This is a genomic window from Pseudomonas sp. TH39(2020), assembly GCF_016650715.1.
GTDB lineage: Bacteria > Pseudomonadota > Gammaproteobacteria > Pseudomonadales > Pseudomonadaceae > Aquipseudomonas > Aquipseudomonas mandelii_C.
The window spans coordinates 274,944-298,645 of record NZ_JAEKFF010000002.1; the positions used below are offsets into that span (position 1 = coordinate 274,944).

Sequence of the window (23,702 nt, forward strand, 5' to 3'; positions counted from 1 at the left end):
GGGGCACAGACTCCGCGACAAAGCCTGAGAGGACTACACCGTGAGTCATTTACTGGATCAATTGCGGTTTTTCAACCGTAAGCAAAACGAGTTTTCCGACGGTCATGGCGAGACCCGCAAAGAGTCTCGCGACTGGGAGAACGTTTACCGTTCACGCTGGCAGTACGACAAGATCGTGCGTTCCACCCACGGGGTGAACTGCACCGGTTCCTGCTCGTGGAAAATCTACGTCAAGAACGGCCTGATCACTTGGGAAACCCAGCAGACCGACTACCCGCGTACCCGCAACGATCTGCCCAACCATGAGCCCCGTGGCTGTCCGCGTGGTGCCAGTTACAGCTGGTACATCTACAGCGCCAACCGGCTCAAATACCCGAAAATCCGCAAGCCGTTGCTCAAGCTCTGGCGCGATGCGCGGCAGACCATGGCGCCGGTGGAAGCCTGGGCCAGCATCGTCGAGGACAAGGCCAAGGCCGACTCCTATAAAAGCAAGCGTGGCATGGGTGGCTTCATTCGTTCCAACTGGGAGGAAGTCAACGAGATCATCGCTGCCGCCAACGTCTATACGATCAAGCAATACGGCCCTGACCGCATCGTCGGCTTCTCGCCGATCCCGGCCATGTCGATGGTCAGCTACGCCGCAGGTTCGCGTTATCTGTCGCTGATCGGCGGCGCGTGCCTGAGTTTCTATGACTGGTACTGCGACTTGCCTCCGGCCTCGCCGATGGTCTGGGGCGAGCAGACCGACGTGCCGGAGTCGGCCGACTGGTACAACTCCAACTACATCATTGCCTGGGGCTCCAATGTCCCGCAGACCCGTACCCCCGACGCGCACTTCTTTACCGAAGTCCGGTACAAGGGCACCAAGACCGTCGCGATCACCCCGGATTACTCGGAAGTCGCCAAGCTCACCGACCTGTGGCTGAACCCTAAACAAGGCACCGATGCGGCGCTGGCCCAGGCGTTCAACCATGTGATCTTCAAAGAATTCCACCTGGACAAACCAAGCGCCTATTTCACCGACTACGCCAAGCGCTTCACCGATTTGCCGGTGCTGGTACTGCTCAAGCAAATGGTCGACAAGGCACCGGGTGCCGGTTACCAGCCGGACCGCTTCCTGCGCGCCAGCGACCTGACCGACAACCTCGGCCAGGAAAACAACCCGGAATGGAAAACCATCGCCCTCGATGTCAGCGGCGAACTGGTGTCCCCTCAGGGTTCCATCGGCTATCGCTGGGGCGAGAAGGGCAAGTGGAACATCCTTCCCCGTGAAGGCGGCGAAGGCCGTGAGATCGATCTGAAGCTGAGCCTGATTGGCGATGACGTGGCTGAAGTGGCGTTCCCGTATTTTGCCGGTGAGTCCCACGAGCACTTCCAGCACGTGGCCGGCGATGCCGTGCAATACCGCCGCGTGCCGGTGCATAACGTGGTGCTGGCGGACGGCAGCGTGGCCAAAGTCGCTACCGTGTTCGACCTGTCGGCTGCCAACCTGGCGATCGATCGCGGCCTCGGCGGCGATAACGTGGCCAAGGATTACGACGACGCCTCGGTGCCCGGCACCCCGGCGTGGCAGGAGCAGATCACCGGCGTCAGCCGCGAGAAAGCCATCCAGATTGCCCGTGAGTTCGCCGACAACGCCGACAAGACCAAGGGCCGCTCGATGATCATCGTCGGCGCGGCGATGAACCACTGGTACCACATGGACATGAACTACCGCGGGCTGATCAACATGCTCATGCTCTGCGGGTGTGTCGGTCAGACCGGTGGCGGTTGGGCGCACTACGTTGGCCAGGAAAAACTCCGTCCGCAATGCGGTTGGCTGCCCCTGGCGTTCGGCCTGGACTGGAACCGTCCGCCTCGCCAAATGAACGGCACCAGCTTCTTCTACGCCCACAGTTCGCAATGGCGTCACGAGAAAATGAGCATGCACGACGTGCTCTCGCCATTGGCCGATAAATCACAATTCCCCGAGCATGCCCTGGACTACAACATCCGCGCCGAACGCGCCGGCTGGTTGCCCAGCGCACCACAACTCAACACTAACCCTTTGCACATTTGCCGCGACGCCGCGGCGGCCGGCATGGACCCGAAAGACTACGTGGTCAAGTCGCTGCAGGATGGTTCGCTGCGTTTCTCCTGTGAACAGCCGGACAGCCCGGTCAACTTCCCGCGCAACATGTTCATCTGGCGTTCCAACCTGCTGGGCTCCTCGGGCAAGGGCCACGAGTACATGCTCAAGTACCTGCTGGGCACCAAAAACGGGGTGATGAACGAAGACATCGGCCAGGTCGGCGATTGCAAACCTGAAGAAGCCGAATGGGTGGACGAGGGCGCTATCGGTAAGCTCGATCTGGTCACCACGCTGGACTTCCGCATGTCCTCGACGTGCGTCTATTCCGACATCGTGTTGCCGACCGCAACCTGGTACGAAAAAGACGACATGAACACCTCGGACATGCACCCGTTCATTCACCCGTTGTCGGCCGCCATCGACCCGGCGTGGGAATCGCGTTCCGACTGGGAAATCTACAAAGGCATCGCCAAGGCGTTTTCCAGCATGTCCGAAGGGCATCTGGGCGTTGAAAAGGACCTGGTGACCATTCCGTTGATGCACGACAGTGTCGGCGAACTGGCCCAACCGTTTGGCGGCACCGACTGGAAAAGCGCCGGCGTGGCACCGGAGCCGGGCAAGAACGCACCCAACCTGCATGTGGTGGAGCGTGATTACCCGAACATCTACAAACAGTTTTCCTCGCTTGGGCCATTGCTGGAGAAAAACGGCAACGGTGGCAAAGGCATCAACTGGAACACCGACGACGAAGTGAAATTCCTCGGTGAACTCAATCACAAAGAAGGCGACGCCGGTATCAGCCAGGGTCGGCCGAAAATCGACACGGCCATCGACGCCGCTGAAGTGATTCTGTCCCTGGCGCCGGAAACCAACGGCCAGGTGGCGGTCAAGGCCTGGGCCGCGCTGTCGGAATTCACCGGCATTGACCACAGCCACCTGGCGCTGTCCAAGGCCCACGAGGCCATCCGGTTCCGCGACATTCAGGCACAGCCGCGCAAGATCATTTCCAGCCCGACCTGGTCGGGTCTCGAAGACGATCACGTCAGCTACAACGCCGGTTACACCAACGTTCACGAAGGGATTCCATGGCGCACCATTACCGGTCGCCAGCAGTTCTACCAGGATCACCCGTGGATGCAGGCGTTCGGCGAGCAACTGATGAGTTATCGGCCGCCGGTCAACACCCGCACCATCGAAGGGGTGAAAGGCAAGCGCAGTAACGGCCACAAGGAAATCGTCCTGAACTGGATCACCCCGCACCAGAAGTGGGGCATCCACAGCACCTACAGCGACAACCTGCTGATGCTCACCCTCAGCCGTGGCGGGCCGATTGTCTGGCTCTCGGAGAACGACGCGAAAAGCGCCGGCATCGAGGACAACGACTGGATCGAGTGCTTCAACATCAACGGTGCACTGACCGCCCGTGCGGTGGTCAGCCAACGGGTCAAGGACGGCATGGTGATGATGTACCACGCCCAGGAACGGATCGTTAACGTACCCGGTTCGGAAACCACCAAGACCCGTGGCGGCCACCACAACTCGGTCACCCGCGTCGTGCTCAAGCCGACCCACATGATCGGCGGCTATGCCCAGCAAGCCTACGGTTTCAACTATTACGGCACGGTCGGTTGCAACCGCGACGAATTCGTCGTGGTGCGCAAAATGTCCAAAGTCGACTGGCTCGATGGTTCAAGTGGCGATGACCTGCCACGTCCGCTGCCGACCGATATTGAGGAGAACTGAGATGAAGATTCGCTCACAAATCGGCATGGTTCTGAACCTGGACAAATGCATCGGTTGCCACACCTGTTCGATCACCTGCAAAAACGTCTGGACCAGCCGCGAAGGCATGGAATACGCCTGGTTCAACAACGTCGAATCGAAACCCGGGATCGGCTACCCGAAAGAATGGGAAAACCAGGACAAGTGGAAGGGCGGCTGGATCCGCAATGCCAACGGCACGATCAACCCGCGCATCGGCGGTAAATTCCGCGTGTTGGCAAACATCTTCGCCAACCCGGATCTGCCGAGCCTCGACGACTACTACGAACCGTTCGACTTCGATTACCAGCACCTGCACACCGCGCCGCTGGGCGAGCATCAACCCACCGCGCGCCCGCGTTCGCTGATCTCCGGCAAGCGCATGGAGAAAATCGAGTGGGGCCCGAACTGGGAGGAAATTCTCGGCACCGAGTTCGCCAAACGTCGTAAGGACAAGAACTTCGACAAGATCCAGGCGGACATTTACGGCGAGTACGAAAACACCTTCATGATGTATTTGCCGCGCCTGTGCGAGCACTGCCTTAACCCGACGTGCGCCGCGGCTTGCCCGAGCGGGGCGATCTACAAGCGTGAAGAGGATGGCATCGTCCTGATTGACCAGGAGAAATGCCGTGGCTGGCGGATGTGCATCAGCGGCTGCCCGTACAAGAAGATCTATTTCAACTGGAAGAGCGGCAAGTCCGAGAAATGCATCTTCTGCTACCCGCGTATCGAAGCCGGGATGCCGACCGTTTGCGCGGAAACCTGCGTCGGGCGCATCCGCTACCTCGGTGTGCTGCTGTATGACGCCGACCGCATCAGCGAAGTGGCGAGCACCGCCAATGAGCAGGACCTGTACGAGAAACAACTGGAGATCTTCCTCGATCCAAATGACCCGGCGGTGATCCGTCAGGCCCTGGAAGACGGTGTACCGCAATCGGTGATCGATTCAGCCCAGCGTTCGCCGGTCTACAAAATGGCCGTGGACTGGAAACTCGCACTGCCGCTGCACCCGGAATACCGCACCTTGCCGATGGTTTGGTACGTACCGCCGCTGTCGCCGATCCAGAACGCCGCCACTGCCGGCACCGTCGGTATGAACGGGGTGATCCCGGATGTCGACAGCCTGCGTATTCCACTGAAGTACCTGGCCAACCTGCTGACGGCGGGCGATGAAAAACCGGTCAAGCGTGCGCTTAAACGCTTGCTGGCGATGCGCGCCTACAAACGTTCCGAGCAAGTCGATGGCGTTCAGGACCTGCAAGTGCTGGCGGATGTCGGCCTGAGCGTGGCCCAGGTCGAGGAGATGTATCGCTACCTGGCAATCGCCAACTACGAAGACCGCTTTGTTGTACCGAGCGCCCACCGTGAAGACGCCATGAGCGACGCCTTCGCCGAGCGTTCCGGGTGCGGTTTCAGTTTCGGCAGCGGTTGCAGCGGCAGCTCCGACACCAACATGTTCGGCGCCAAGAAAGCCAACCGTCGCGACATCCTGAAAACCGTCCAGTTGTGGGAGGAATGAGCATGCAAATTCTCAAAGTGATTTCGCTGCTGCTCGATTACCCGACCGAGACGCTGATTGGCGGTCGCGATGAACTGGAGCAAGCGATCATCCAGTCACGGGAAATCAGCCCGAAGCAGCGCGGTGCGTTGTTCGAGTTGCTCGAACTGATCTGCGCCAATGACCTGATGGACGGGCAGGAGCACTACGGTGCGCTGTTCGGCCGGGGGCGCTCGCTGTCGCTGCTGTTGTTCGAACATGTGCACGGTGAATCCCGTGACCGTGGACAGGCGATGGTCGACATGATGGCGCAATACGAAGAAGCCGGTTTTGCCATCGGCGTCAAAGAGTTGCCCGATTACATCCCGCTGTACCTGGAGTTCCTGTCGACCCGCGAAGACATCGAGGCCCGCGAGGGCCTGGCGGATGTTTCGCACTTGCTGGCCTTGCTCGCGGCACGTCTGGAAGAACGCGAAAGCGCCTATGCCAGCTGCTTCCGGGCACTGCTGCAAATTGCCGGGGCCGAGCCGCATCAGGCGGTCGCCGACCTGCGGGCACAGGTGGCGGCGGAACCTCGCGACGACTCCCTCGAAGCCCTCGACAAGATCTGGGAAGAGGAGGCCGTGGACTTCCTCCAGGCCGAACAGCAGGACCGTTGCAGTTCGCTGCCAAGCTCACCGGGCAAGGCCCGGGAAGAAAGCGCGGTGCCATTGCACTGGGTGGATTTTCAGCATGAAGGGCTGGCCGCCGTGCCGGCCAAGGAGGTAGGCAATGTCTAAATGGAATCTATTGTTGTTCGGGGTCTATCCCTACGTCGCCCTGGCCATTTGCCTGATTGGCAGTTGGGCCCGCTTTGACCTGTCGCAATACAGCTGGAAAGCAGGTTCGAGCCAGATGCTCAATCAGCGCGGCATGCGCGTGGCGAGCAACTTCTTCCACATCGGTGTGTTGTTCGTGCTGGCGGGGCATTTCGTCGGCCTGCTGACCCCGGCGTCGATTTATCACCACGTGATCAGCACTGAGAACAAGCAGTTGCTGGCAATGGTCTCGGGCGGGCTCTTCGGTCTGCTGTGCCTGATCGGCCTGCTGATGCTGGTCAACCGGCGGCTCAACGATCCTCGGGTCCGTGCCACCTCCAGTCCTTCGGACATCCTGATTCTGCTGGTGCTGCTGGCGCAATTGCTGCTCGGTCTGCTGACCATCGTCGCGTCCACCGGACACATGGACGGCTCGGTGATGGTGATGCTCGCCGATTGGGCGCAGAACACCGTGCTGTTGCGTCCGGTGGAAGCCGCGGCGGCCATCGCGCCGGTCGGGCTGATCTACAAGTTGCACGTGTTTCTCGGCTTGACCCTGTTTGTGCTGTTCCCCTTCACCCGTCTCGTACACATGATCAGCGCACCGATCTGGTACCTGGGGCGTCGTTATCAAATCGTTCGTCAGAAGTACTGAGGAGACAATCATGTCAGGTGGATGTGGATGTGGTGGTGGTAACGGGGGCAGCGGTGGCTGCGGTTCTTCTAAAAAAGCCGAGGTCGTTCTCGACATCGCGCCGGTCGCACAGGCGCAGTTTGAAGCTCTGCCGGTTGAGCCCGCAGGGGCCGATGACGCCCCGGCGCAATTGATCGCCAGCAGTGAACAAGAGTGGCCGATCGTCAGCGTCAACGAGGTGTTGATCACCCCGGAGGCGATGGCCCAGGAGCTGCAATATCACCCGGCCGAAAGCCGCGAGGAGGCGGTCTTCCTGGCCGCCCGGGCACTGGTGATCCGCGAGTTGTTGCAGCAGCGCATCACCGAACTCGGCGTGTCGCTGGAGATCGGCGCCGGTGAGAACGAAGAAGAAGCGGCTACGCGCTTGCTGCTCGAACGTGAGGTGAAAGTGCCGCAGTGCGACGAGGAGTCGAGTCTGCGTTACTACGAAAACAATCGCGGACGCTTCCACAGCGCACCGTTGCTGGCGGTGCGGCACATCCTGCTCGAATGTGCACCGGACGATGTCGAGGCCCGCGAGCTTGCGCAGGGTCAGGCCGAAGTCCTGCTGCAGCAACTGGATGAATTCCCCGGCAGTTTCGCCGAGCTGGCCGTGAAATATTCGGCTTGCCCGTCGAAGGCTCAAGGTGGTTCTTTGGGGCAGATCAGCAAGGGCCAGACCGTGCCCGAGCTGGAGCGTCAGCTGTTCACCCTGGCGCCAGGCCTGGCCAGCAAACCGCTGGAAAGTCGCTACGGCTGGCATGTGGTCAGTGTCGATCAGCGGATCGAAGGCATGCCGTTGCCCTATGAAGTGGTGTCGACGGCGATCCGCACGCAGTTGCAGCAAGGCGTCTGGCAGAAAGCGCTGGTGCAATACCTGCAAACCCTGATCGGTGCCGCCGATATTCGTGGCATCCACTTGCAGGGCGCCGACTCACCGCTGGTGCAGTGAGCATCGAGGCAAACCGGGAGAAGTGATGAACGCTGTGATGCAGGATGGTTTTGGGCGGCAGATCGATTATCTGCGGATGTCGGTGACGGACCGCTGTGATTTTCGCTGTGTGTATTGCATGGCGAAAAACATGACGTTCCTGCCGCGTCAGCAGGTGCTCACGCTGGAGGAATTGCAGCGTTTGGCGACGCTGTTCGTTGGCCTGGGTGTGCGCAAAATCCGGCTGACCGGCGGCGAGCCGCTGATCCGTCCCGGCATTGTCGGACTGTGCCGCAACATCGCCGCTTTGCCCGGTTTGCGTGAACTGGTGATGACCAGCAACGGCTCGCAACTGGGCCGTCTGGCCCGGCCGTTGGTCGACGCCGGGGTCAAGCGGATGAACATCAGCCTCGATAGCCTGGACGGGCAAAAATTTCGGGCGATTACCCGTAACGGCGATCTCGACCAGGTGCTAAACGGCCTTGAAGCGGCGCGGGACGCAGGGTTTGAGCGGATCAAGCTCAACTGTGTGGTAATGAAAGGACGCAACTTCGATGAAGTCCCGGCGTTGGTGCAGTACGCCATCGACCAGCGCATCGACATCAGTTTTATCGAAGAAATGCCCTTGGGCGACGTCGGTCGTTCCCGGGGTGAATCGTTTTGTTCCAGCGATGAAGTGCGCACGCTGATCGCTAGTCGGCATCGGTTGCTCGACAGTACGGAAAACAGCGGCGGACCGGCGCGCTATGTGCGTCTGGAACGCCATCCTGAGACCCGTATCGGTTTCATTTCGCCCAATAGTCACAACTTTTGTGGCAGCTGTAATCGGGTGCGGATGACTGTTGAAGGGAAGCTGTTGCTGTGTCTGGGACAGGATGATGCCCTGGATTTACGCGGATTGTTGCGGCGATATCCGCTGGATGATCAACCCGTAATCAACGCGGTGCAGAAGGCGTTGCGCGGTAAGCCGCTGCGCCATGATTTCAGTCCCGGAGGGGAGGTGCAGATTGTGCGGTTCATGAACATGAGTGGTGGTTGATTCGGGGGCTGTGTGCTGATCCGAAATCCACCCCTCACCCCAACCCTCCCGAAACGTCGGACCGCCCCAGAGGGGCGAGGGGACTGACCGAGTTGTTCTTAGAGTTACATCGACCTGAAAGCCCGAGTCGAGCTCAGGTATAGAAGCACATGGAGATCTGCTCCCTTCCCCCCTCTCCCCACTGGGGAGAGGGCTGGGGTGAGGTTGGATTTCAGATCCGAGTGTTTATTCTGGCCCTTTCAATAGTTTCCCTTTGCCGCCTTTGGGCGGTTTTTTTGCCGGCAAATCTTGATGTCGATCAATTGCAGATCAGCACTTTGTCCGTAGCCTTCACTGCATGTTGTGGTTTTAAGTTTGTTTAAGTCTATATGTAGTGTCTGGAGGCCAAATGCAGAGCACGCTGATCGCAGTAGGATGTAACCGCTTGCACAAACGCGATGGCAGTCAGGTCGCCTTCGATGCCGACAAAATCCGTCAGGCATTGATCGCCGCCGGCAAGGCGACGGAGGAGTACGGCGAGGTTGAGGTCGAAGGTTTGCTTCAGGCGGTATTGGCCAGGCTTGAAGGGTTGCCGAGGCTGCATGTCGAGCAAATCCAGGACCGTGTTGAGCGGGTGTTGATGGACGCCGGTTACTTCCTCGCCATGCGCGCCTACATCGTCTACCGCGAACAGCACGGGCGCTTGCGCCGCGACCGGCGGACCATGGTCGAAGTGGCGACCTCGATGAACGAATACCTGGACCGTGAAGACTGGCGGGTCCAGGCCAACGCCAATCAGGGTTACTCCCTGGGCGGCCTGGTGTTGAACGTGTCGGGCAAGGTCACCGCCAACTACTGGCTGGACGAGGTGTACAGCGAGGCCATCGGCCAGGCCCACCGCGAGGCGGATTTGCATGTGCACGACCTGGACATGCTCGCCGGTTACTGCGCGGGCTGGTCGCTGCGCACCCTGTTGCACGAAGGGCTAAACGGTGTGCCGGGGCGTGTCGAAGCCGGCCCGCCGAAGCACTTGAGCAGTGCCCTGGGGCAGATGGTGAATTTTCTCGGCACCCTGCAAAACGAATGGGCCGGCGCCCAGGCGTTCAGCTCGTTCGACACCTACCTGGCGCCCTATGTGCGCAAGGATCAGTTGAGTTTTCAGGAGGTGCGGCAGGCGATCCAGGAGTTCATCTACAACCTCAACGTGCCTTCGCGCTGGGGCACTCAGACGCCTTTCACCAACCTGACCTTCGATTGGGTGTGCCCGCAGGATTTGCGTGAGCAGATACCCGTCATCGGTGGTGAGGAAATGCCGTTTGCCTACGGCGACCTGCAAGTCGAAATGGAGCTGCTCAATCGCGCCTACATTGAGGTGATGCAGGCCGGCGATGCGAAAGGGCGGGTGTTCACCTTTCCGATCCCGACCTACAACATCACCCACGACTTTCCATGGGACAGTGAAAACGCCGACCGCCTGTTCGAGATGACCGCGCGTTACGGCTTGCCGTATTTCCAGAACTTCCTCAATTCGGACCTGCAACCCAATCAGGTGCGCTCGATGTGCTGCCGTTTGCAGCTGGATGTCCGCGAGTTGCTCAAGCGTGGCGGCGGCTTGTTCGGCTCGGCGGAGCAGACCGGATCGCTCGGTGTCGTCACCATTAACTGCGCGCGGCTCGGCTATGTGTTCAAGGGGGATACCAGCGGTTTGCTGCAGCGCCTGGACACACTGATGGAACTGGCGATGGAAAGCCTGGAGGTCAAGCGCAAGGTGATTCAGCACCACATGGATGCCGGTTTGTACCCGTACACCAAGCGCTACCTCGGAACCCTGCGCAACCATTTTTCCACCATCGGCCTCAACGGCATGCATGAAATGCTGCGCAACTTCACCGGCGACGAGGAGGGCATGCACACCGAGCACGGCCGGCAGTTTGCCCTGAAGATGCTCGATCATGTGCGTGCCACGTTACTGCGATTCCAGGAAGAAACCGGCCACATGTACAACCTGGAAGCGACGCCGGCCGAGGGCACGACCTACCGCTTCGCCAAGGAAGACCTCAAGCGCTACCCCGACATTCTCCAGGCCGGCAGCCCGCAAGCGCCGTATTACACCAACTCCTCGCAACTGCCCGTGGGCTACACCGAAGACCCCTTCGAGGCGCTGGAACTTCAAGACGAACTGCAATGCAAATACACCGGCGGCACGGTCTTGCACCTGTACATGGCCGAGCGGATTTCTTCCACTGAGGCTTGCAAGCAACTGGTACGCAAAGCCCTTGGCCGTTTCCGCCTGCCGTACCTGACCGTGACCCCGACGTTCTCCATCTGCCCGGTGCACGGCTACCTCGATGGCGAGCATGAGTTCTGCCCCAAGTGCGACGAGGTCCTGCTGCTGCAAGAACAGAAGCTGGGCACCGTTCATTGATTTCGATCCCCTTAACTGCAAGGAGCTTCACCATGACTGCATCGCAAACATTGCCCCAGGCTCAACGTCAACGCTGCGAAGTCTGGACCCGGGTGATGGGCTATCACCGCCCTGTGTCGGCGTTCAATCCAGGCAAACAGTCGGAGCACCGCGAGCGGGTGCACTTCACTGAAAGCGCGGCGCTGGCCGGGCGCCAATGAGTCGAACGCTACGGGTCGGGGGCATGGTGCCCCTGACCACTATCGACTATCCGGGACAGCTCGCCTGCGTGTTGTTTTGCCAGGGTTGCGCCTGGCGTTGTCGGTACTGCCATAACCCGCAGTTGATCCCGCCTCGTGGCACAGACGAAGTGGATTGGCGGCGGGTGCTGGCGTTTCTGCAACGGCGCCAGGACCTGCTCGATGCGGTGGTGTTCAGTGGTGGAGAGCCCACCTTGCAGGACGGATTGCTCGACGCCATGGATGAGGTGCGGGCGATGGGATTTCGCATTGGTCTGCACAGCGCCGGCATCAAGCCCGCGGCGTTCGCCAAGGCACTGACCGGGTCCGATTGGGTCGGTTTCGATGTCAAGGCGTTGCCCGAGGATTGCCAGGCGATCACCCGGGTCGAGGGCAGCGGAACGGCCAACTGGCGCAGCCTTGAGTATCTGCTGGCCAGCGGTGTCGACTACGAATGTCGCACCACCGTGCATTGGCATCTGTTCGAACCGGCGCGTCTGCTGATCCTCGCCAAGCGCTTGAGCGAACTCGGCGTCAAACGCTTCGCCGTGCAGTTGGTCCGCACCGAGCGGATGTTCGATCCGCTGCTGCCAAGCGTTTCGGCACAAGCCTTGCTACCTGACTTATGGGAAGCCATGCGCGAGCTGTTTCCCGCTTTCGTGTTACGGGGGTAACCGTGGCTGCGAATCAACGTTTAACGGTGACATCCATCATTAGGTTTTCAAATGCGCTGCCAATCGGCAGGTATCAAACAGGGAGCATTTGATATGGCCAAATTAACCACAGCACAACGTATCGTCATCGGCTTTGCCATCGCGCCGTTGGCGCTGATGGGCATGGCGTTTTACGCGTTGCACGATCTGGCAACGCTCAAGGAACAGGCAGTCGTCATCGTCAAGCAGGACTGGCCGAAGATCGATCCGATCATGGTCATCGCCACCGGCGTACGTGATAACGCCAGGAACACCCGGGATTTGCTGATCGACAAAGACAATCAGCAAGTGCAGCAGTCAATCGACGCCACCAAGAAACGGATCACCCAGGCGCTCGAAACGCTTGAACCGTTGTTCTATTTGCCAGAGGGCAAAACCGCTTATGCCGCGTTGAAGAAGAATCGCGAAGCCTACGTGGCGGCGTTCACTCAAGTGCAGGTGTTGATCCGGCAAGGGGCCTTCGATGACGCCATGGCACAGCTGAAACAAAAGGTCGTGCCGGCCGAACGCGAGGTTTATGGCAGCCTGGATCAGTTGATGGCGCTGCAAGGCAAAATATTCGCCGACCGGGAACAGTCGGCGCAGGCACTGTACAGCGATGCCCGGCGCAATATGCTCGGGTTGTTTTTGTTCTGTGTGGCGCTGGTCATCGCTGCGGCGGTGATCGTCACGCGCAGTGTGACCCGTCCATTGGGCGGCGAACCGGATGATGCCGCACGATTTTTGAGTCAGATCGCTCAAGGCGACCTGACGATTCAGGTGCCCGTGAGCTCAAGTGCCGGCGGCAGCGTGATGATGAACATGTATCAGATGCAGCAAAGTCTGAATGCCATGGTCAGGCACATTGCGACCTCGGTGGACCAGGTGGCCAGTTCCTCCGAAGAGCTCAGTGCGGTCAGTAGCCAGACCAGCAGCAACCTGCAATTGCAGGGGCTGGAGATCGAGCAGGCCGCCACCGCTGTGAACCAGATGACCGCTGCGGTCGATGAAGTGGCGCGCAATGCGGTCAGCACCTCCGAGGCCTCGCGGCAGTCCGAGCAAACCGCGCAGCGCGGGCGTGAACAGGTTCAGGAAACCGTGGTTTCAATCGGCGCACTGGCCGATGGCGTCACCGACACCTCACAGCGCATCGAGCAACTGGCGGGTCGGGTGCAGGACATCAGCAAGGTGCTGGATGTGATTCGCAGCATCGCCGAGCAGACCAATCTGCTGGCCCTCAATGCGGCCATTGAAGCAGCCCGTGCGGGTGATGCCGGACGCGGTTTTGCCGTGGTCGCCGATGAAGTGCGCCCTGGCGCATCGCACTCAAGAGTCCACCCAGGAAATCGAGCAGATGATCGGCAACATTCGTCTCGATACCGGCCATGCGGTGACGGCCATGCAAAGCAGCAGCAACCTGGTGCGCGCAACCCTTGAAGTGGCGCAACGGTCGGGCGATGCACTGGATGAGATCACCCGGTCAATCTCGCAGATCAACGAGCGCAATATGATGATTGCCAGTGCCACGGAAGAGCAGGCATTGGTGGCGCGGGAGGTGGATCGTAATCTGATGGGGATTCGCAACTTGTCCGAGCAGGTCTTGCTGGGGGCCCAACATACTCACACTGCGGGTCACGATTTGGCGCAGATGGCGGGGGCACTGCACCAGACGGTGGCGCGTTTTAAGGTCTAGTTGATTCGGTGGGTGGTTGTGTCGGGGGCTCAGGCCCAGCCCCAGAATTGCAACCACCAGCCGAACCCTACCAAGCCGATGGCGAGTAACAGGCAAGTGCTGCCAGCGCAGCGACGAACCTGGGAAATGCCTTCGCGGTCCAGCCGTTTCCAACTCAGCAACAGGCTCCAGCCCATCGCGGCCAGTAACAAACAGGCCCTCGCCGGTAGTACCCACTCGAGCAACAGCCCTTCATAGCGAAGCAATTTCACCGTTGTGGCCGACAGTCCGAGAAACAATCCCGCACCACCCAAGGGCGTGAGTGTCAGCGCCAGGGGCCAATACAGTGCAGGATCTTGCGCCAGTCGCGCTGTCAGGCGCAGAAGGATCATCAACGCCGTGCCCAACACCATCGAACTCAAACTCAAGTAAACGACGATGCTGAAACCGTCGAGCCAGCTGAAGCTGTCGTTGAGCTGCGGGTAGTGGGTGAGCAGCCACCAGGGCGCGTTGTCCTCCAGGGCCCAGAGTTGGTCGTGCTCGACCAGCCATTGGGCGAGGGTTTGTTTGAGGGCGACGAACCATGGGCTGACCGTCCACTGAAACGCACCCATGGCCAGGCCGATAACGCCGAACAGCAATAAGCGCGCGTCCCACGGTGACAGCGTCTGCGCTGTCGCGTGAAGAATCTCCTGATTGCTGGAGCGGGCGATCAACTGAACGGCGCCGCGTTGTCCGCTGCAACGTCCGCAGGCATGACAGTCACTGGCGCCTTGCATGCGACGGATATCGAGCAAGGGCGCGCAGTTGGGCGGCGGCAGGCGTGGCGCGGCGTTTTCCATCCAGCGTTGTTCGTCGACCTGAAAATGCACGGGCGCCAGTCGGGCGAGCAGGGCGAAGACGCCACTGACCGGGCACAGGTAACGGCACCAGACCCGCTTGCCCCGGGCGAACAGCAACCCGACGATGACCGCGGCGACGGTCGAACCGCCCAGAATCAACAGCGCCGCCTGGGCGTAGTCATAGACGCTGATCAACTGGCCGTAGAGGGTCGTCAGGCAGAACGCCAGGGTTGGCCAGCCGCCCCAGCGCAACCAGCGCGGCACACCCAAACCTTTGCCGTAATGGCTGGCCCATTCGCTGAGTGAACCTTCCGGACAGAGAACGCCACACCAGAGGCGTCCGAACAGCACGATCGACAGCAACACGAACGGCCACCAAATGCCCCAGAACAAAAACTGCGCGAACAGGGTCAGGTTATCGAGCAGCCGTGCCTGGCTGTCCGGCAGCGGCAACACCGCCGGGATCACCAACAACAACGCGTAAAACAGTACAACGACCCACTGCACGGCACGAATGACGGGCGCATGACGACGCATGACGTCGCCAAGGCGCTGGAGTAAACGATTGTGGCGACTCAGCTCAGGCATGGGACTTTTTCCGCAGCACGTTGACGCAGCCATCCGCCGACGGTCAGCCAATAACCCGCCAGCACCAGTAACGTCATGGCGCTGGGCGTCGCGCGATAACCGGCAAATCCGGCAAGAAAACCACCCAGTCCATGGCTGTCACTGAGCAAGGCACTGCTGTCCCAAAGCGCATCGCCCACGAGGCTGTACATCACCTCCGGCAAGTCCAGGGCGAGTAATTGACCGCCAATTCTCTCGGTGCCGCTGACCAGCAATGCCGCGCCGAGTACCAGCAAAACAGCTTCGCTGATGGCAAAGAATCGCTGCCACGAAATGAACCGGCGACTGCTGTGCAGCAGGGCAATGGTCAGCGCCGACAGCACCAGTCCCATTGCGCCGCCGATGGCAAACAAACCGAGCTGCGGACCTCGTAACTGAGCACCGGCGCCATAGAGAAAGACCACCGTTTCACTGCCTTCGCGGCTGACGGCGAGCATGGCCAGCAGTAACAGGCCTGCGCCACCTTGCCGGGCCAGGTGGCTATCGGCGTGCCGTTGCAAATCGTGCTTGAGCGTGCGCCCGTGGCGGTGCATCCAGCCGACCATTTGCACGATCAGCAGGCTGGCCACCAGCGCGAGTGCAGCCTGGAACCACTCGCTGGCTGAACCGCTCATGGTCTCACCGGCAAACAGAATCAACACCGCCAGCAGGCCCGAGAGCATCAACCCCAGCACGACGCCTGCCCACAAGTACTTCGCCAGTCGATCACCCTGATGCTGCTGGCTGACCCAGGCCTGAAGAATGCCGATCACCAGCAGCGCCTCGACGCTTTCGCGCCAGACAATGAACATTGATTGATTCATGAAAGCTCCGTGTTTGAACGGGTTATTTCGCGAGGATGCCGCCCTCGGGCAGTTGTGGATTGAACTCGTCGAAGAAGGGGTAGTGGCCGGGCCTGAGCGGGTGAATGACCACGAAGGTTGTCACGCCCGGCGACAGCACTTTTTCAACCCGCAACGGCGTGCTCTCGAATTCGGCTGGGCCTTGCCCGATATTTTTCAGGATGATCTTGAAGCGCTGACCGGCCGGCACCTCCAACTGGGCGGGAGTGAAGTGGCCATCGCGCAGGCTGAGTTCATAGCTCGGTAATTGGGCATAGGCCATGAACGGCGCAACTGCTCCGGCGAGCATCAGCCAGGCAATCTGCAGGCGCTTCATTCAATAGCCGCCTTTTTTACCGATACCGGCGTAGATGAACTCGTAATGCAATTCGCAGCGTTCAAACCAGGGGGCTACGCCGGTTTCCTTATCGGTATGGCGGCCAAGGGACCCATGACCGCCGGGTGGCAGGACGGTGAAGGTCAGCTGATATTTGCCTGGACCGAGCAGCTTTACATTGTCGCCATAGTGCGGACCGTCATTGGCGACCATGGCGTGGAAATCGCCTTTGAGTTCGTTCTCATTGCCCTGTTTTTTCAGGTTGAACGAGACATTGAGGTAAGGCACGAAACTGCCTTCCTGAAAGCCCTGTCGATTGTCCGCCGTGGCGCGAATATCGGCTTCCAGATGCACATCGGAATCTGCGGTAGCCCGCATCATCCCGGCAGGCGCCATCTCGATCGGCTGCAAATACACCGCCCCGACTTCCAGCCCCGGACACAATTGTGGTTCCCCGATCGGGTATTCCTTGGCCTGAGCCAACGGTGTGAGCAAGAGCAGGGCGAGTGACAACGAAAAGGTCGTACGCATGATGTCTTCCAGGGCACTGACGAGTAAGAGCCCGAGTGTAGGAAGCTTTCTTGCAAACAATAATGATTGTTATCAAGTTTTCAGTGATTAAGCCTATGCCTGGGAACGCTTTCGAAACCGCTCGGCGCGGTCGACGCTGTCGCTCATCTGCGCAGCCGCGTGAATCGTCAGAGGGTGCTGGGTGAAGCCGGGCCGGGGTGAAATGTAGGCGGCCATTTCGCGGGCGACGGCTAACTGTTGATCCGAACCTTGTGTCAGTAACGCGATGACCAGGTTTTCCAGGGCAATTACCCGGACACGAAGGTGGACCAGTTCTGCATTGGTCAATTCGGGGGGAGAGGAAAATGCTTCAGCTTCGAGTGATTTTTCCGCGCCTTCATCATCCCAGGTCGACAATCGAACAGGGCTCTGTTCTCCGGCAGATGGCTTTTTACCAGGCATAAGAAGCTTCTCCAGGTGTTTTTATGTGGCTGCCCAAGGACTGGGAAAACGCTCTGACGTAGTCGAATTCCCGGCAGGACAAAGCTTAGCCGTACCTTGATCCGTATCAAGGTCACTTTTGCGCGAGCAATGTAGGTTGGAGGCTCATCCTAGAAGCGAACCGGGGATCGACATGGCCAAGAATTTTCCCATCAGTCCCAAGCACCCCGAGCGCATTTGCTGGGGCTGCGATAGATACTGTCCAGCCAATTCCCTGGCGTGCGGCAATGGCTCCGACAGGACAATGCATCCAGCCGAAATGATCGGAGACGATTGGTATCTGCATGGGGACTGGGGTATTGAGCCGTTGATCGCGGTCGAAGACGTTACCGACGATCCCGGCCTGAAGGGCTGAACAACCCCCTTGAAACATGGAAACCACCTGACGGAATTTTTTTTGAAATCAAGGGGTTGCCAGCCTCGGGAAATCAGTACATAATTCACGCCATCGAAAGCACTGACCGCTGAAAAAGCTCAATGTTTTCAAGGAGTTAGATCGAGAATCTTACTCCAAGTTTGTACGCGTTTGATGTTGTGCTACATGACATCAGATGTTTGAGGCCGAGTAGCAAAATGGTTATGCAGTGGATTGCAAATCCACCTACGCCGGTTCGATTCCGACCTCGGCCTCCACTTTAAACGAGCTCCGTAGATCTATGATTTACGGAGCTTTTTTATTTGCACTGTCCTGCAAGATTTAGTCTTGAAAAGGCCAGTCGCGAACTTGCTTCGCCGGAGCGGGATGTATATATTTCCCCCTCTGCTGCACAGGCGTCAGAACTGCCAGATCGTTATTTGACAGTCTTCAGACTGCTTCACCGCGCTACCGCCCGAATGGCGAAACTGGTAGACGCATGGGACTTAAAATCCCCCGCTCGTAAGGGCGTGCCGGTTCGATTCCGGCTTCGGGCACCATCTTGCATTCCACTGAGCGCTTTTGAGTTCTTTGGAAGCCTTGAAAAACCTGCCTTCTGGCGGGTTTTTTCGTTTTAGCATTCCGTCGGATTCTCGTCCATTCTTCTGGAATCCAGTCATTTAGAGGGTAGAGTTAGGGGTAGTCTTTGGTTCGATTAAGGATGATACCCTTATGTCGCGCACAACTGCTCCGCTTACCGACGCTGCTTGCCGTTTAGCAAGGCCAACGGACCGTCCCTACAAGCTTTTCGACGGTGATGGTCTCTATCTCCTAATTCAACCCAATGGTCGTAAAGGCTGGCGTCTCAGGTATGTAAAGCCTGACGGCCGGGAGGGGTTGACCTCCCTCGGCAGCTATCCCGTAATTGGCCTGGCCGAAGCTCGCCAGAAGCGTTTAGATGCGAAGCGGATGCTCGCAGACGGCATTGATCCCGTCGAGAACAAGCGTAAAGCCAAAACGGAAGATGCTGTTAACGGCCGTACTTTTGAAAGCGTTGCGTTGAACTGGCACAAGAACATGTCGGCCAGATGGACTCCCGACCATTCCAAAAATGTGTTCAACCGTCTGAATAACTATGTGTTCCCGTTTATCGGTGCTCGCGCGATTGCTGATCTCGATACTTATGATCTGATGCAACCTTTGGAGGCGATCAGAAAACGTGGAACGATTGACGTCGCCTTAAGGGTACAAAGATACCTGCAAAGTATTATGCGTGAGGCAAAACGCCTTCGTCTTATTCCGATAAACCCTGCGTACGATCTTCAGGGCTTGATCAAAGCGCCGCGAGTCTCCCATCGGCCTGCATTGCCCCTGTCACGCCTGCCTGAATTGCTGGCACGAATCTATGCCTACAAGGGCCGAGAGCTGACCCGGCTAACGCTCATGCTCTCGCTGCACGTGTTTGTTCGCTCGAGTGAGTTACGTTTCGCTCGTTGGTGTGAGTTCGACCTCAAGCGTTGCGTATGGGAGATCCCGGATACTCGGCCGGAACTGGAGGACGTACGCCATTCAACACGGGGGACGAAAATGGCGGGCGATGTTCATCTTGTGCCTTTATCGCCGCAAGTTGTGGCCGTGCTTGAACAGATCCACACCCTCACTGGCACATTCGACCTGGTGTTTGCCGGTGATGCTAGGGCCTGGAAGCCGATGTCAGAAAACACCGTGAACAAAGCGTTGCGCACCATGGGATACGACACGAAGACAGACATTTGTGGTCACGGATTCCGCTCAATGGCCTGTAGCGCACTGATCGAGTCAGGTCTGTGGTCTGAGACGGCCATCGAAAGGCAAATGAGTCATAGAGAGCGCAACAGCGTTCGAGCTGCCTACATTCACAAGGCAGAGTTCATTGAGGAGCGTCGGTTGATCATGAACTGGTGGAGCCGGTACCTTACGGCGAATTTTCAGGAGCATGTCACGCCTCATGAGTTTGCGAATCTGGCCGGCGAGAATGTCACTCGATTGGCGACAAAAAGATCGTTCGCCAATTGATGCCCTCACTTCGGATAATTTCGACGTGACCAAGCGGATCGTGTGTAGTGCCCTGGGCTCAAACTGAGGCGTTAACTTCGAGCGGTGACGATGGATGTTACCGCTACACTTGAGTGCTCCTGATGGGAGTTCGTTGTTTTTCGAGTTGCCGCTGGAGGGCAGGAGTTCTTGCGCCATATGAGGCACCGGAAGACACTCGAAAAATGACGGTCAACATCTGATTTCTACGGGCTAATGATCGCGATACGCTGCCCTTGAGTCGGATTTTTTATTGCGCAGGAGAGCACCATTTGGCAAGACATCTCAACTACGAAGGAAAAATGACGCGCTTGAGTTGAATGCGCCACCATCCATCCCTGCCGCCGGTACTGCCGATTGTCTCTGTAAGTCCAGCTATGGCTCTTGCTCCGCGTACAAAGCGCTGCGAGTCTAGAGTCTGTTATTTACAGTCAAACTCTTGCTCTCCAAAGAACATTTTGACTGGGCTCTAGAACAATATTTTCAGATAGAAAATTTCAAATATGCCCCCCAGTTTTGCCCCCAGTAGCATCAGGTTCACGAGCGATCGCGAGTGGCGATTCCTGACAGAGGCCATGATGGATCAGGATGGCATTCAGTATACCTTCATCTCCACGGCATCAACTAAGCCATGGAAGAGCTCAACAAAAATAGAGGCCTCCCCACGATTCAAGGCATTGGCGCGTGGATACCATTCCGTGGAGCAGGGGCACAACCACGCGGCGTGTCCTCAGGCTTTGGAAAGAACCAGTGCCTGAGGTTGCGAGGCAACAAATGCTTGAGCCGTTGCACCGTGACCGGTCGCGCGCCAAACCTGCGCATGCGTGTGCCAGTCCCAGTGCCTGTAGAGCGTGTTTGGCGCGACGTGTGTCCATGGTTTGGCCTTAGTGCGCTCGGGTGGCTGTGCTGTGCACCGTGCCCAAGGCACCGATCAGTGGGAGGGGCAGTTTGATCAGATCCATCAGGTCAGGGCGCGGGGGGAACAGTATGTGGTGGACGGCATGGGCCACCAAGGCCCAGAGTTGGCCCGCGTTGAGTGACATTAGCCGGTCGGACAGTTCGACCGCGAGGTGAAAGCGGCTGATGGTGCCGACACGGTCTTGCAGGAGGCCGTGGCTGATGGCTTGGAGCTGGTAAAGGTTGGTGGTTTGTACGTTGCTCAGTTGAAGGTGGCACATGATTTCGCTCCTTTGATAGGTCGAGACCATAGCAAGGGAGTGTTAGGTGACACCCTGAGGGTTTTGCAAAGGCTTCAGCTCACATCAACCAAGAAAATGATGCTTAATTCGAGGTGATTTCTTCGGGCGTTTCTGTTGAACACCAGCGTATCGGCAGGATGAGGGAAATGGCTGCCTTATGTTGGGGTTCTACATAAATCGGCAGCTCAAGGATCCCAACAGCTTTGGCGACTGCGTAGCGGTTATTTCCGCCTTGAAAGATCACCTCACCGGTTTTTAACGGTTTTACCAGCGGTGGAGACACCGGACCACCATGGGACAAATAGGCGATCATGGAAGACAGTTTGTCCTTGAAACCGCTGCCCCAGAGTTCCTCTAAGGTGTCTCGCCGGCTGAAATGGCCGAGCTTCTCGTCAAGGTCCGACAAAGTGACCCACCCGAGTGCAAACCCCTTGGGGTAAAGCTCATGGAATGACTCGGCCGGCGTTGCATCCAGTGAGTGGCGTTGAGAGGGGGCAGAGGTGTCCCAATTGAAACTCAGCGATGGCCACTGCGACGGTGGAAGTCCGACCAGTTGCTTGGCTTCACAGACCGCTTGGTCGTTGAGTTTTTGACGCTGGCGGAATTCGGAAAGCCCTTCGCCGCGGAATTGGGCCAGGGCTTCCTTGAAGCTTTTAGGGCTCAAACTCATGCGCGAGGCTCGGCTTGTCCGGCGCGAGCAGGTTGGCGAAGCGTGGAGTCATCGACACGTGGGCATCTCATCGCTGCAACGGTCCGATGAGGATTGACCAAAACAGTTCTGCACCACCTTCCTGGGTCAGTTTTTGTGAGCGTGAAACATGCATGGCCATACCCAGTGACTTGAGGAATAGTGACTGATCATCATGATCCACCGAAAGCATCTCGTTAAAGCCACCACGAGCAGACGCACTGCTGGAGAATTCAATACTTCGTCCGCCCATCCCGCCAAGTGTTACTGAACATTCGCTGGCTTTATTGCCCTGACAATAGATCGCGCCGGTGAAGGTATTGCCGTCGATGCGGCGAAATTGACAGCTGATCCCGTCATTGCGTGCTTCCAGTTCCAGCAGTGAACCCTCGAAAAAACGTGAGATGAAGTCAAACGATTCCTGCAAGTACCTATCAGCATCCAATTCACTGAACGTCTTTTTAAGGGCGAGGTTGCTGGAGCGAGGGGGTGCAACTACTGACGCTGAGAAACAGGGCACACCTGGTACGGCAAGTGGGACAGGCGAGGTCACTGCCGGTGAAATGCGTGTCACCACAGCACGGATCTGCCGAGCGACATCGGTGTAGGCCTCGTCGTAATTCGGCCATGTCGTGATGGCTTTGCCATCCTTGGGCGCAGCGAGCAGATTGCCCAGCGGAGTCGAATGCCAATCACAGGGCCGGACGATCACTGGGATGATCCGGGCTTCTCCTGTGGCATTTCGCTCCAGGGCCCGTGTCATTTCGATGGAATAGCAATAGCGGGAATCGAGAAAGCTGGAGCTGACGAGCAGCAGGATCACATCGGCTGCGTTGATTTGTAGATCAATTTCATTTCCGAGGTGCTGTCCGGCCTGTATGCGCCGGTCATGCCATGACTCGATAAGCCCTTCGTGCCGCAATGACGCCAAGTGTTTTTCCAGCTGATCACGGTATTGCTCGTCATCATGCGAATACGAAAAAAAGACCTTTGCCATTGTCGCTCCTGACCTTCCCATGGTTGAACGTGCGCGTCCACACTGTAGTGCCGAAATAGACCATGTGCCCTGTGGCAACTCAAGAGAAATATTCGCACAAGGCTGCACTGGGCGCGCATGCGCTTACCGGATCAAGGTGGTGACTGGAAGGATGAACAGGGCCGGCGTATGCCACACCGACCCGTTGTCCCTTCTGTCACGCCGCTTCAGCCAAACCTTTCCAAGGTCCAGCCGGCAACGCCATCAACTTCCCGCCCAATACCTCAAACTCCGTTGCCCGATCATAGTCATCCAGTTCTTGACTGAAATGCGTCACCGCATTCACCAAGCCATATGCCGACAGCTCAGCCACTTCAATCAAGTGCCGCAGCACGCCGGTGCGCTGATGTTCGGCCAGGCTGTATCGCTGCCCCAGCACCTCTACGGTTCTCACCGGGGCAAGATATTCGCCAATTGCTGATCACGCCATCGACGCGCCTCGTGGCAGCGGATCGATTCTCGACAACACAGATATAACGCCAAAAGTTCTCGGTGCATGACGGCGTCTGCTTTCATCAACGCCAGCAACTCGGCTGCCAGTGATGGATCGCGGCCGACGCGTTGATAAAAACTGACCCAGACGCGTTCTTCCTCGCGGCAGATGCTGCTGCGACGTTGACTGGGGGAGGAATGGTGCATGGCTGTTCTCCTTATAAAAGAGAACGCCGCTCCCCGGAGGGAATTCGAATTTTCCCTGGGTAGGTGTACAAAAAGGAAGGCGCCATATCTTGCGGCTGGGGCCTTCCTCTCAGTTGGCGCGACCGTTTGCGCGGTCGGCAACACGTATGATCCCCATGCCGGGGTCGTCAAAGGCCTTCAGATACCAAGCCATAACGCTCTGTTGAAAAAAAAACACTGTGGCAGGTAACGACTGCAACGCCAGCGCTGCTGGACTTCAGGGTGCTGTAGCACCGTTGAACGCCTGGCAGACAGGATGTCTGCAATGAGCGCGGG

The 23,702-nt window shown here is 58.3% G+C and carries 21 protein-coding genes, 2 tRNA genes and 1 pseudogene; 14 read left to right on the plus strand and 10 right to left on the minus strand.

Annotated elements, in window-relative coordinates; translation table 11 throughout:
- Positions 1-40 precede the first annotated feature (40 nt).
- From JFU47_RS01275 to JFU47_RS01320, 10 genes and pseudogenes are all read left to right on the plus strand, one after another.
- Positions 41-3,814: a nitrate reductase subunit alpha gene (locus JFU47_RS01275; RefSeq protein ID WP_140678179.1), complete on the plus strand. Its 3,774-nt coding sequence runs from the start codon at positions 41-43 to the stop codon at positions 3,812-3,814.
- A gap of 1 nt (position 3,815) precedes the next feature.
- Positions 3,816-5,354 (plus strand): nitrate reductase subunit beta, encoded by a 1,539-nt coding sequence (gene narH / locus JFU47_RS01280; protein WP_123366640.1) that lies wholly within the window; start codon positions 3,816-3,818, stop codon positions 5,352-5,354.
- A 2-nt stretch (positions 5,355-5,356) separates the two neighbouring features.
- Positions 5,357-6,112 (plus strand): nitrate reductase molybdenum cofactor assembly chaperone, encoded by a 756-nt coding sequence (narJ, locus tag JFU47_RS01285; RefSeq protein ID WP_140678183.1) that lies wholly within the window; start codon positions 5,357-5,359, stop codon positions 6,110-6,112.
- Positions 6,105-6,785, plus strand: a complete 681-nt coding sequence (gene narI, locus JFU47_RS01290) for a respiratory nitrate reductase subunit gamma (RefSeq protein WP_123366638.1) — start codon at positions 6,105-6,107, stop codon at positions 6,783-6,785. Before narJ ends, narI begins: the two co-directional genes overlap by 8 nt.
- Positions 6,786-6,795: 10 nt before the next feature.
- Positions 6,796-7,755 carry a peptidylprolyl isomerase gene (locus JFU47_RS01295; RefSeq protein ID WP_140678185.1) on the plus strand — a complete coding sequence of 320 codons (960 nt, stop codon included), beginning with the start codon at positions 6,796-6,798 and terminating at the stop codon, positions 7,753-7,755.
- Positions 7,756-7,780: 25 nt separating this feature from the next.
- Positions 7,781-8,773 (plus strand): GTP 3',8-cyclase MoaA, encoded by a 993-nt coding sequence (gene moaA, locus JFU47_RS01300; RefSeq protein WP_201180281.1) that lies wholly within the window; start codon positions 7,781-7,783, stop codon positions 8,771-8,773.
- A gap of 388 nt (positions 8,774-9,161) precedes the next feature.
- Positions 9,162-11,177, plus strand: coding sequence for a ribonucleoside triphosphate reductase (locus JFU47_RS01305; protein ID WP_201180282.1), 2,016 nt, complete (start codon positions 9,162-9,164; stop codon positions 11,175-11,177).
- Positions 11,178-11,209: 32 nt separating this feature from the next.
- Positions 11,210-11,377, plus strand: coding sequence for an anaerobic ribonucleoside-triphosphate reductase (gene nrdD, locus JFU47_RS33260; protein ID WP_017338867.1), 168 nt, complete (start codon positions 11,210-11,212; stop codon positions 11,375-11,377).
- On the plus strand, positions 11,374-12,069 hold the full coding sequence (locus JFU47_RS01315) for an anaerobic ribonucleoside-triphosphate reductase activating protein (RefSeq protein WP_201180283.1): 696 nt from the start codon (positions 11,374-11,376) through the stop codon (positions 12,067-12,069). The genes nrdD and JFU47_RS01315 overlap by 4 nt, the downstream gene beginning before the upstream one ends.
- A gap of 93 nt (positions 12,070-12,162) precedes the next feature.
- Positions 12,163-13,780, plus strand: a pseudogene (locus JFU47_RS01320) (methyl-accepting chemotaxis protein).
- A gap of 29 nt (positions 13,781-13,809) precedes the next feature.
- On the opposite strand, the gene JFU47_RS01325 reads toward JFU47_RS01320, so the two are convergent.
- The 5 genes from JFU47_RS01325 to JFU47_RS01345 form a co-directional block, all read right to left on the minus strand.
- Positions 13,810-15,189: a 4Fe-4S binding protein gene (locus JFU47_RS01325; RefSeq protein ID WP_201180284.1), complete on the minus strand. Its 1,380-nt coding sequence runs from the start codon at positions 15,187-15,189 to the stop codon at positions 13,810-13,812.
- Entirely contained in the window at positions 15,177-16,031 is an 855-nt protein-coding gene (locus JFU47_RS01330; RefSeq protein ID WP_201180285.1) for an FTR1 family iron permease, read from the minus strand. The genes JFU47_RS01325 and JFU47_RS01330 overlap by 13 nt, the downstream gene beginning before the upstream one ends.
- Positions 16,032-16,053: 22 nt before the next feature.
- Positions 16,054-16,386, minus strand: a complete 333-nt coding sequence (locus JFU47_RS01335; RefSeq protein WP_201180286.1) for a cupredoxin domain-containing protein — start codon at positions 16,384-16,386, stop codon at positions 16,054-16,056.
- Positions 16,387-16,917, minus strand: coding sequence for an iron transporter (locus JFU47_RS01340; RefSeq protein ID WP_008153602.1), 531 nt, complete (start codon positions 16,915-16,917; stop codon positions 16,387-16,389).
- A 93-nt stretch (positions 16,918-17,010) separates the two neighbouring features.
- Positions 17,011-17,358 (minus strand): hypothetical protein, encoded by a 348-nt coding sequence (locus JFU47_RS01345; RefSeq protein ID WP_201180287.1) that lies wholly within the window; start codon positions 17,356-17,358, stop codon positions 17,011-17,013.
- 172 nt (positions 17,359-17,530) lie between these two features.
- Between JFU47_RS01345 and JFU47_RS01350 the strand changes: the two genes are divergently transcribed.
- The 4 genes from JFU47_RS01350 to JFU47_RS01365 all read left to right on the plus strand — a co-directional run bounded on the left by JFU47_RS01350 (position 17,531) and on the right by JFU47_RS01365 (position 19,807).
- Positions 17,531-17,752 (plus strand): DUF3079 domain-containing protein, encoded by a 222-nt coding sequence (locus JFU47_RS01350; protein WP_033055179.1) that lies wholly within the window; start codon positions 17,531-17,533, stop codon positions 17,750-17,752.
- A gap of 204 nt (positions 17,753-17,956) precedes the next feature.
- Positions 17,957-18,030 (plus strand) — tRNA-Cys (locus JFU47_RS01355).
- Positions 18,031-18,225: 195 nt separating this feature from the next.
- A tRNA-Leu gene (locus JFU47_RS01360) sits at positions 18,226-18,312 on the plus strand.
- Positions 18,313-18,484: 172 nt separating this feature from the next.
- Positions 18,485-19,807 (plus strand): tyrosine-type recombinase/integrase, encoded by a 1,323-nt coding sequence (locus tag JFU47_RS01365; RefSeq protein ID WP_140678202.1) that lies wholly within the window; start codon positions 18,485-18,487, stop codon positions 19,805-19,807.
- A 902-nt stretch (positions 19,808-20,709) separates the two neighbouring features.
- Here the strand turns inward: JFU47_RS01365 and JFU47_RS01370 are convergent.
- From JFU47_RS01370 to JFU47_RS01390, 5 genes are all read right to left on the minus strand, one after another.
- Positions 20,710-21,003: a hypothetical protein gene (locus JFU47_RS01370; RefSeq protein ID WP_201180288.1), complete on the minus strand. Its 294-nt coding sequence runs from the start codon at positions 21,001-21,003 to the stop codon at positions 20,710-20,712.
- A gap of 103 nt (positions 21,004-21,106) precedes the next feature.
- On the minus strand, positions 21,107-21,694 hold the full coding sequence (locus JFU47_RS01375) for a transcriptional regulator (RefSeq protein WP_140678206.1): 588 nt from the start codon (positions 21,692-21,694) through the stop codon (positions 21,107-21,109).
- 67 nt (positions 21,695-21,761) lie between these two features.
- A complete protein-coding gene (locus JFU47_RS01380; protein ID WP_201180289.1) occupies positions 21,762-22,709 on the minus strand; it encodes a toll/interleukin-1 receptor domain-containing protein in 948 nt (315 codons plus the stop codon).
- Between the two features lie 196 nt (positions 22,710-22,905).
- Positions 22,906-23,142: a hypothetical protein gene (locus tag JFU47_RS01385; protein ID WP_201180290.1), complete on the minus strand. Its 237-nt coding sequence runs from the start codon at positions 23,140-23,142 to the stop codon at positions 22,906-22,908.
- The gene (locus JFU47_RS01390; RefSeq protein WP_201180291.1) at positions 23,139-23,387 is read right to left on the minus strand and encodes a hypothetical protein; all 249 of its coding nucleotides are present in this window, start codon (positions 23,385-23,387) and stop codon (positions 23,139-23,141) included. Before JFU47_RS01390 ends, JFU47_RS01385 begins: the two co-directional genes overlap by 4 nt.
- Positions 23,388-23,702 lie beyond the last annotated feature (315 nt).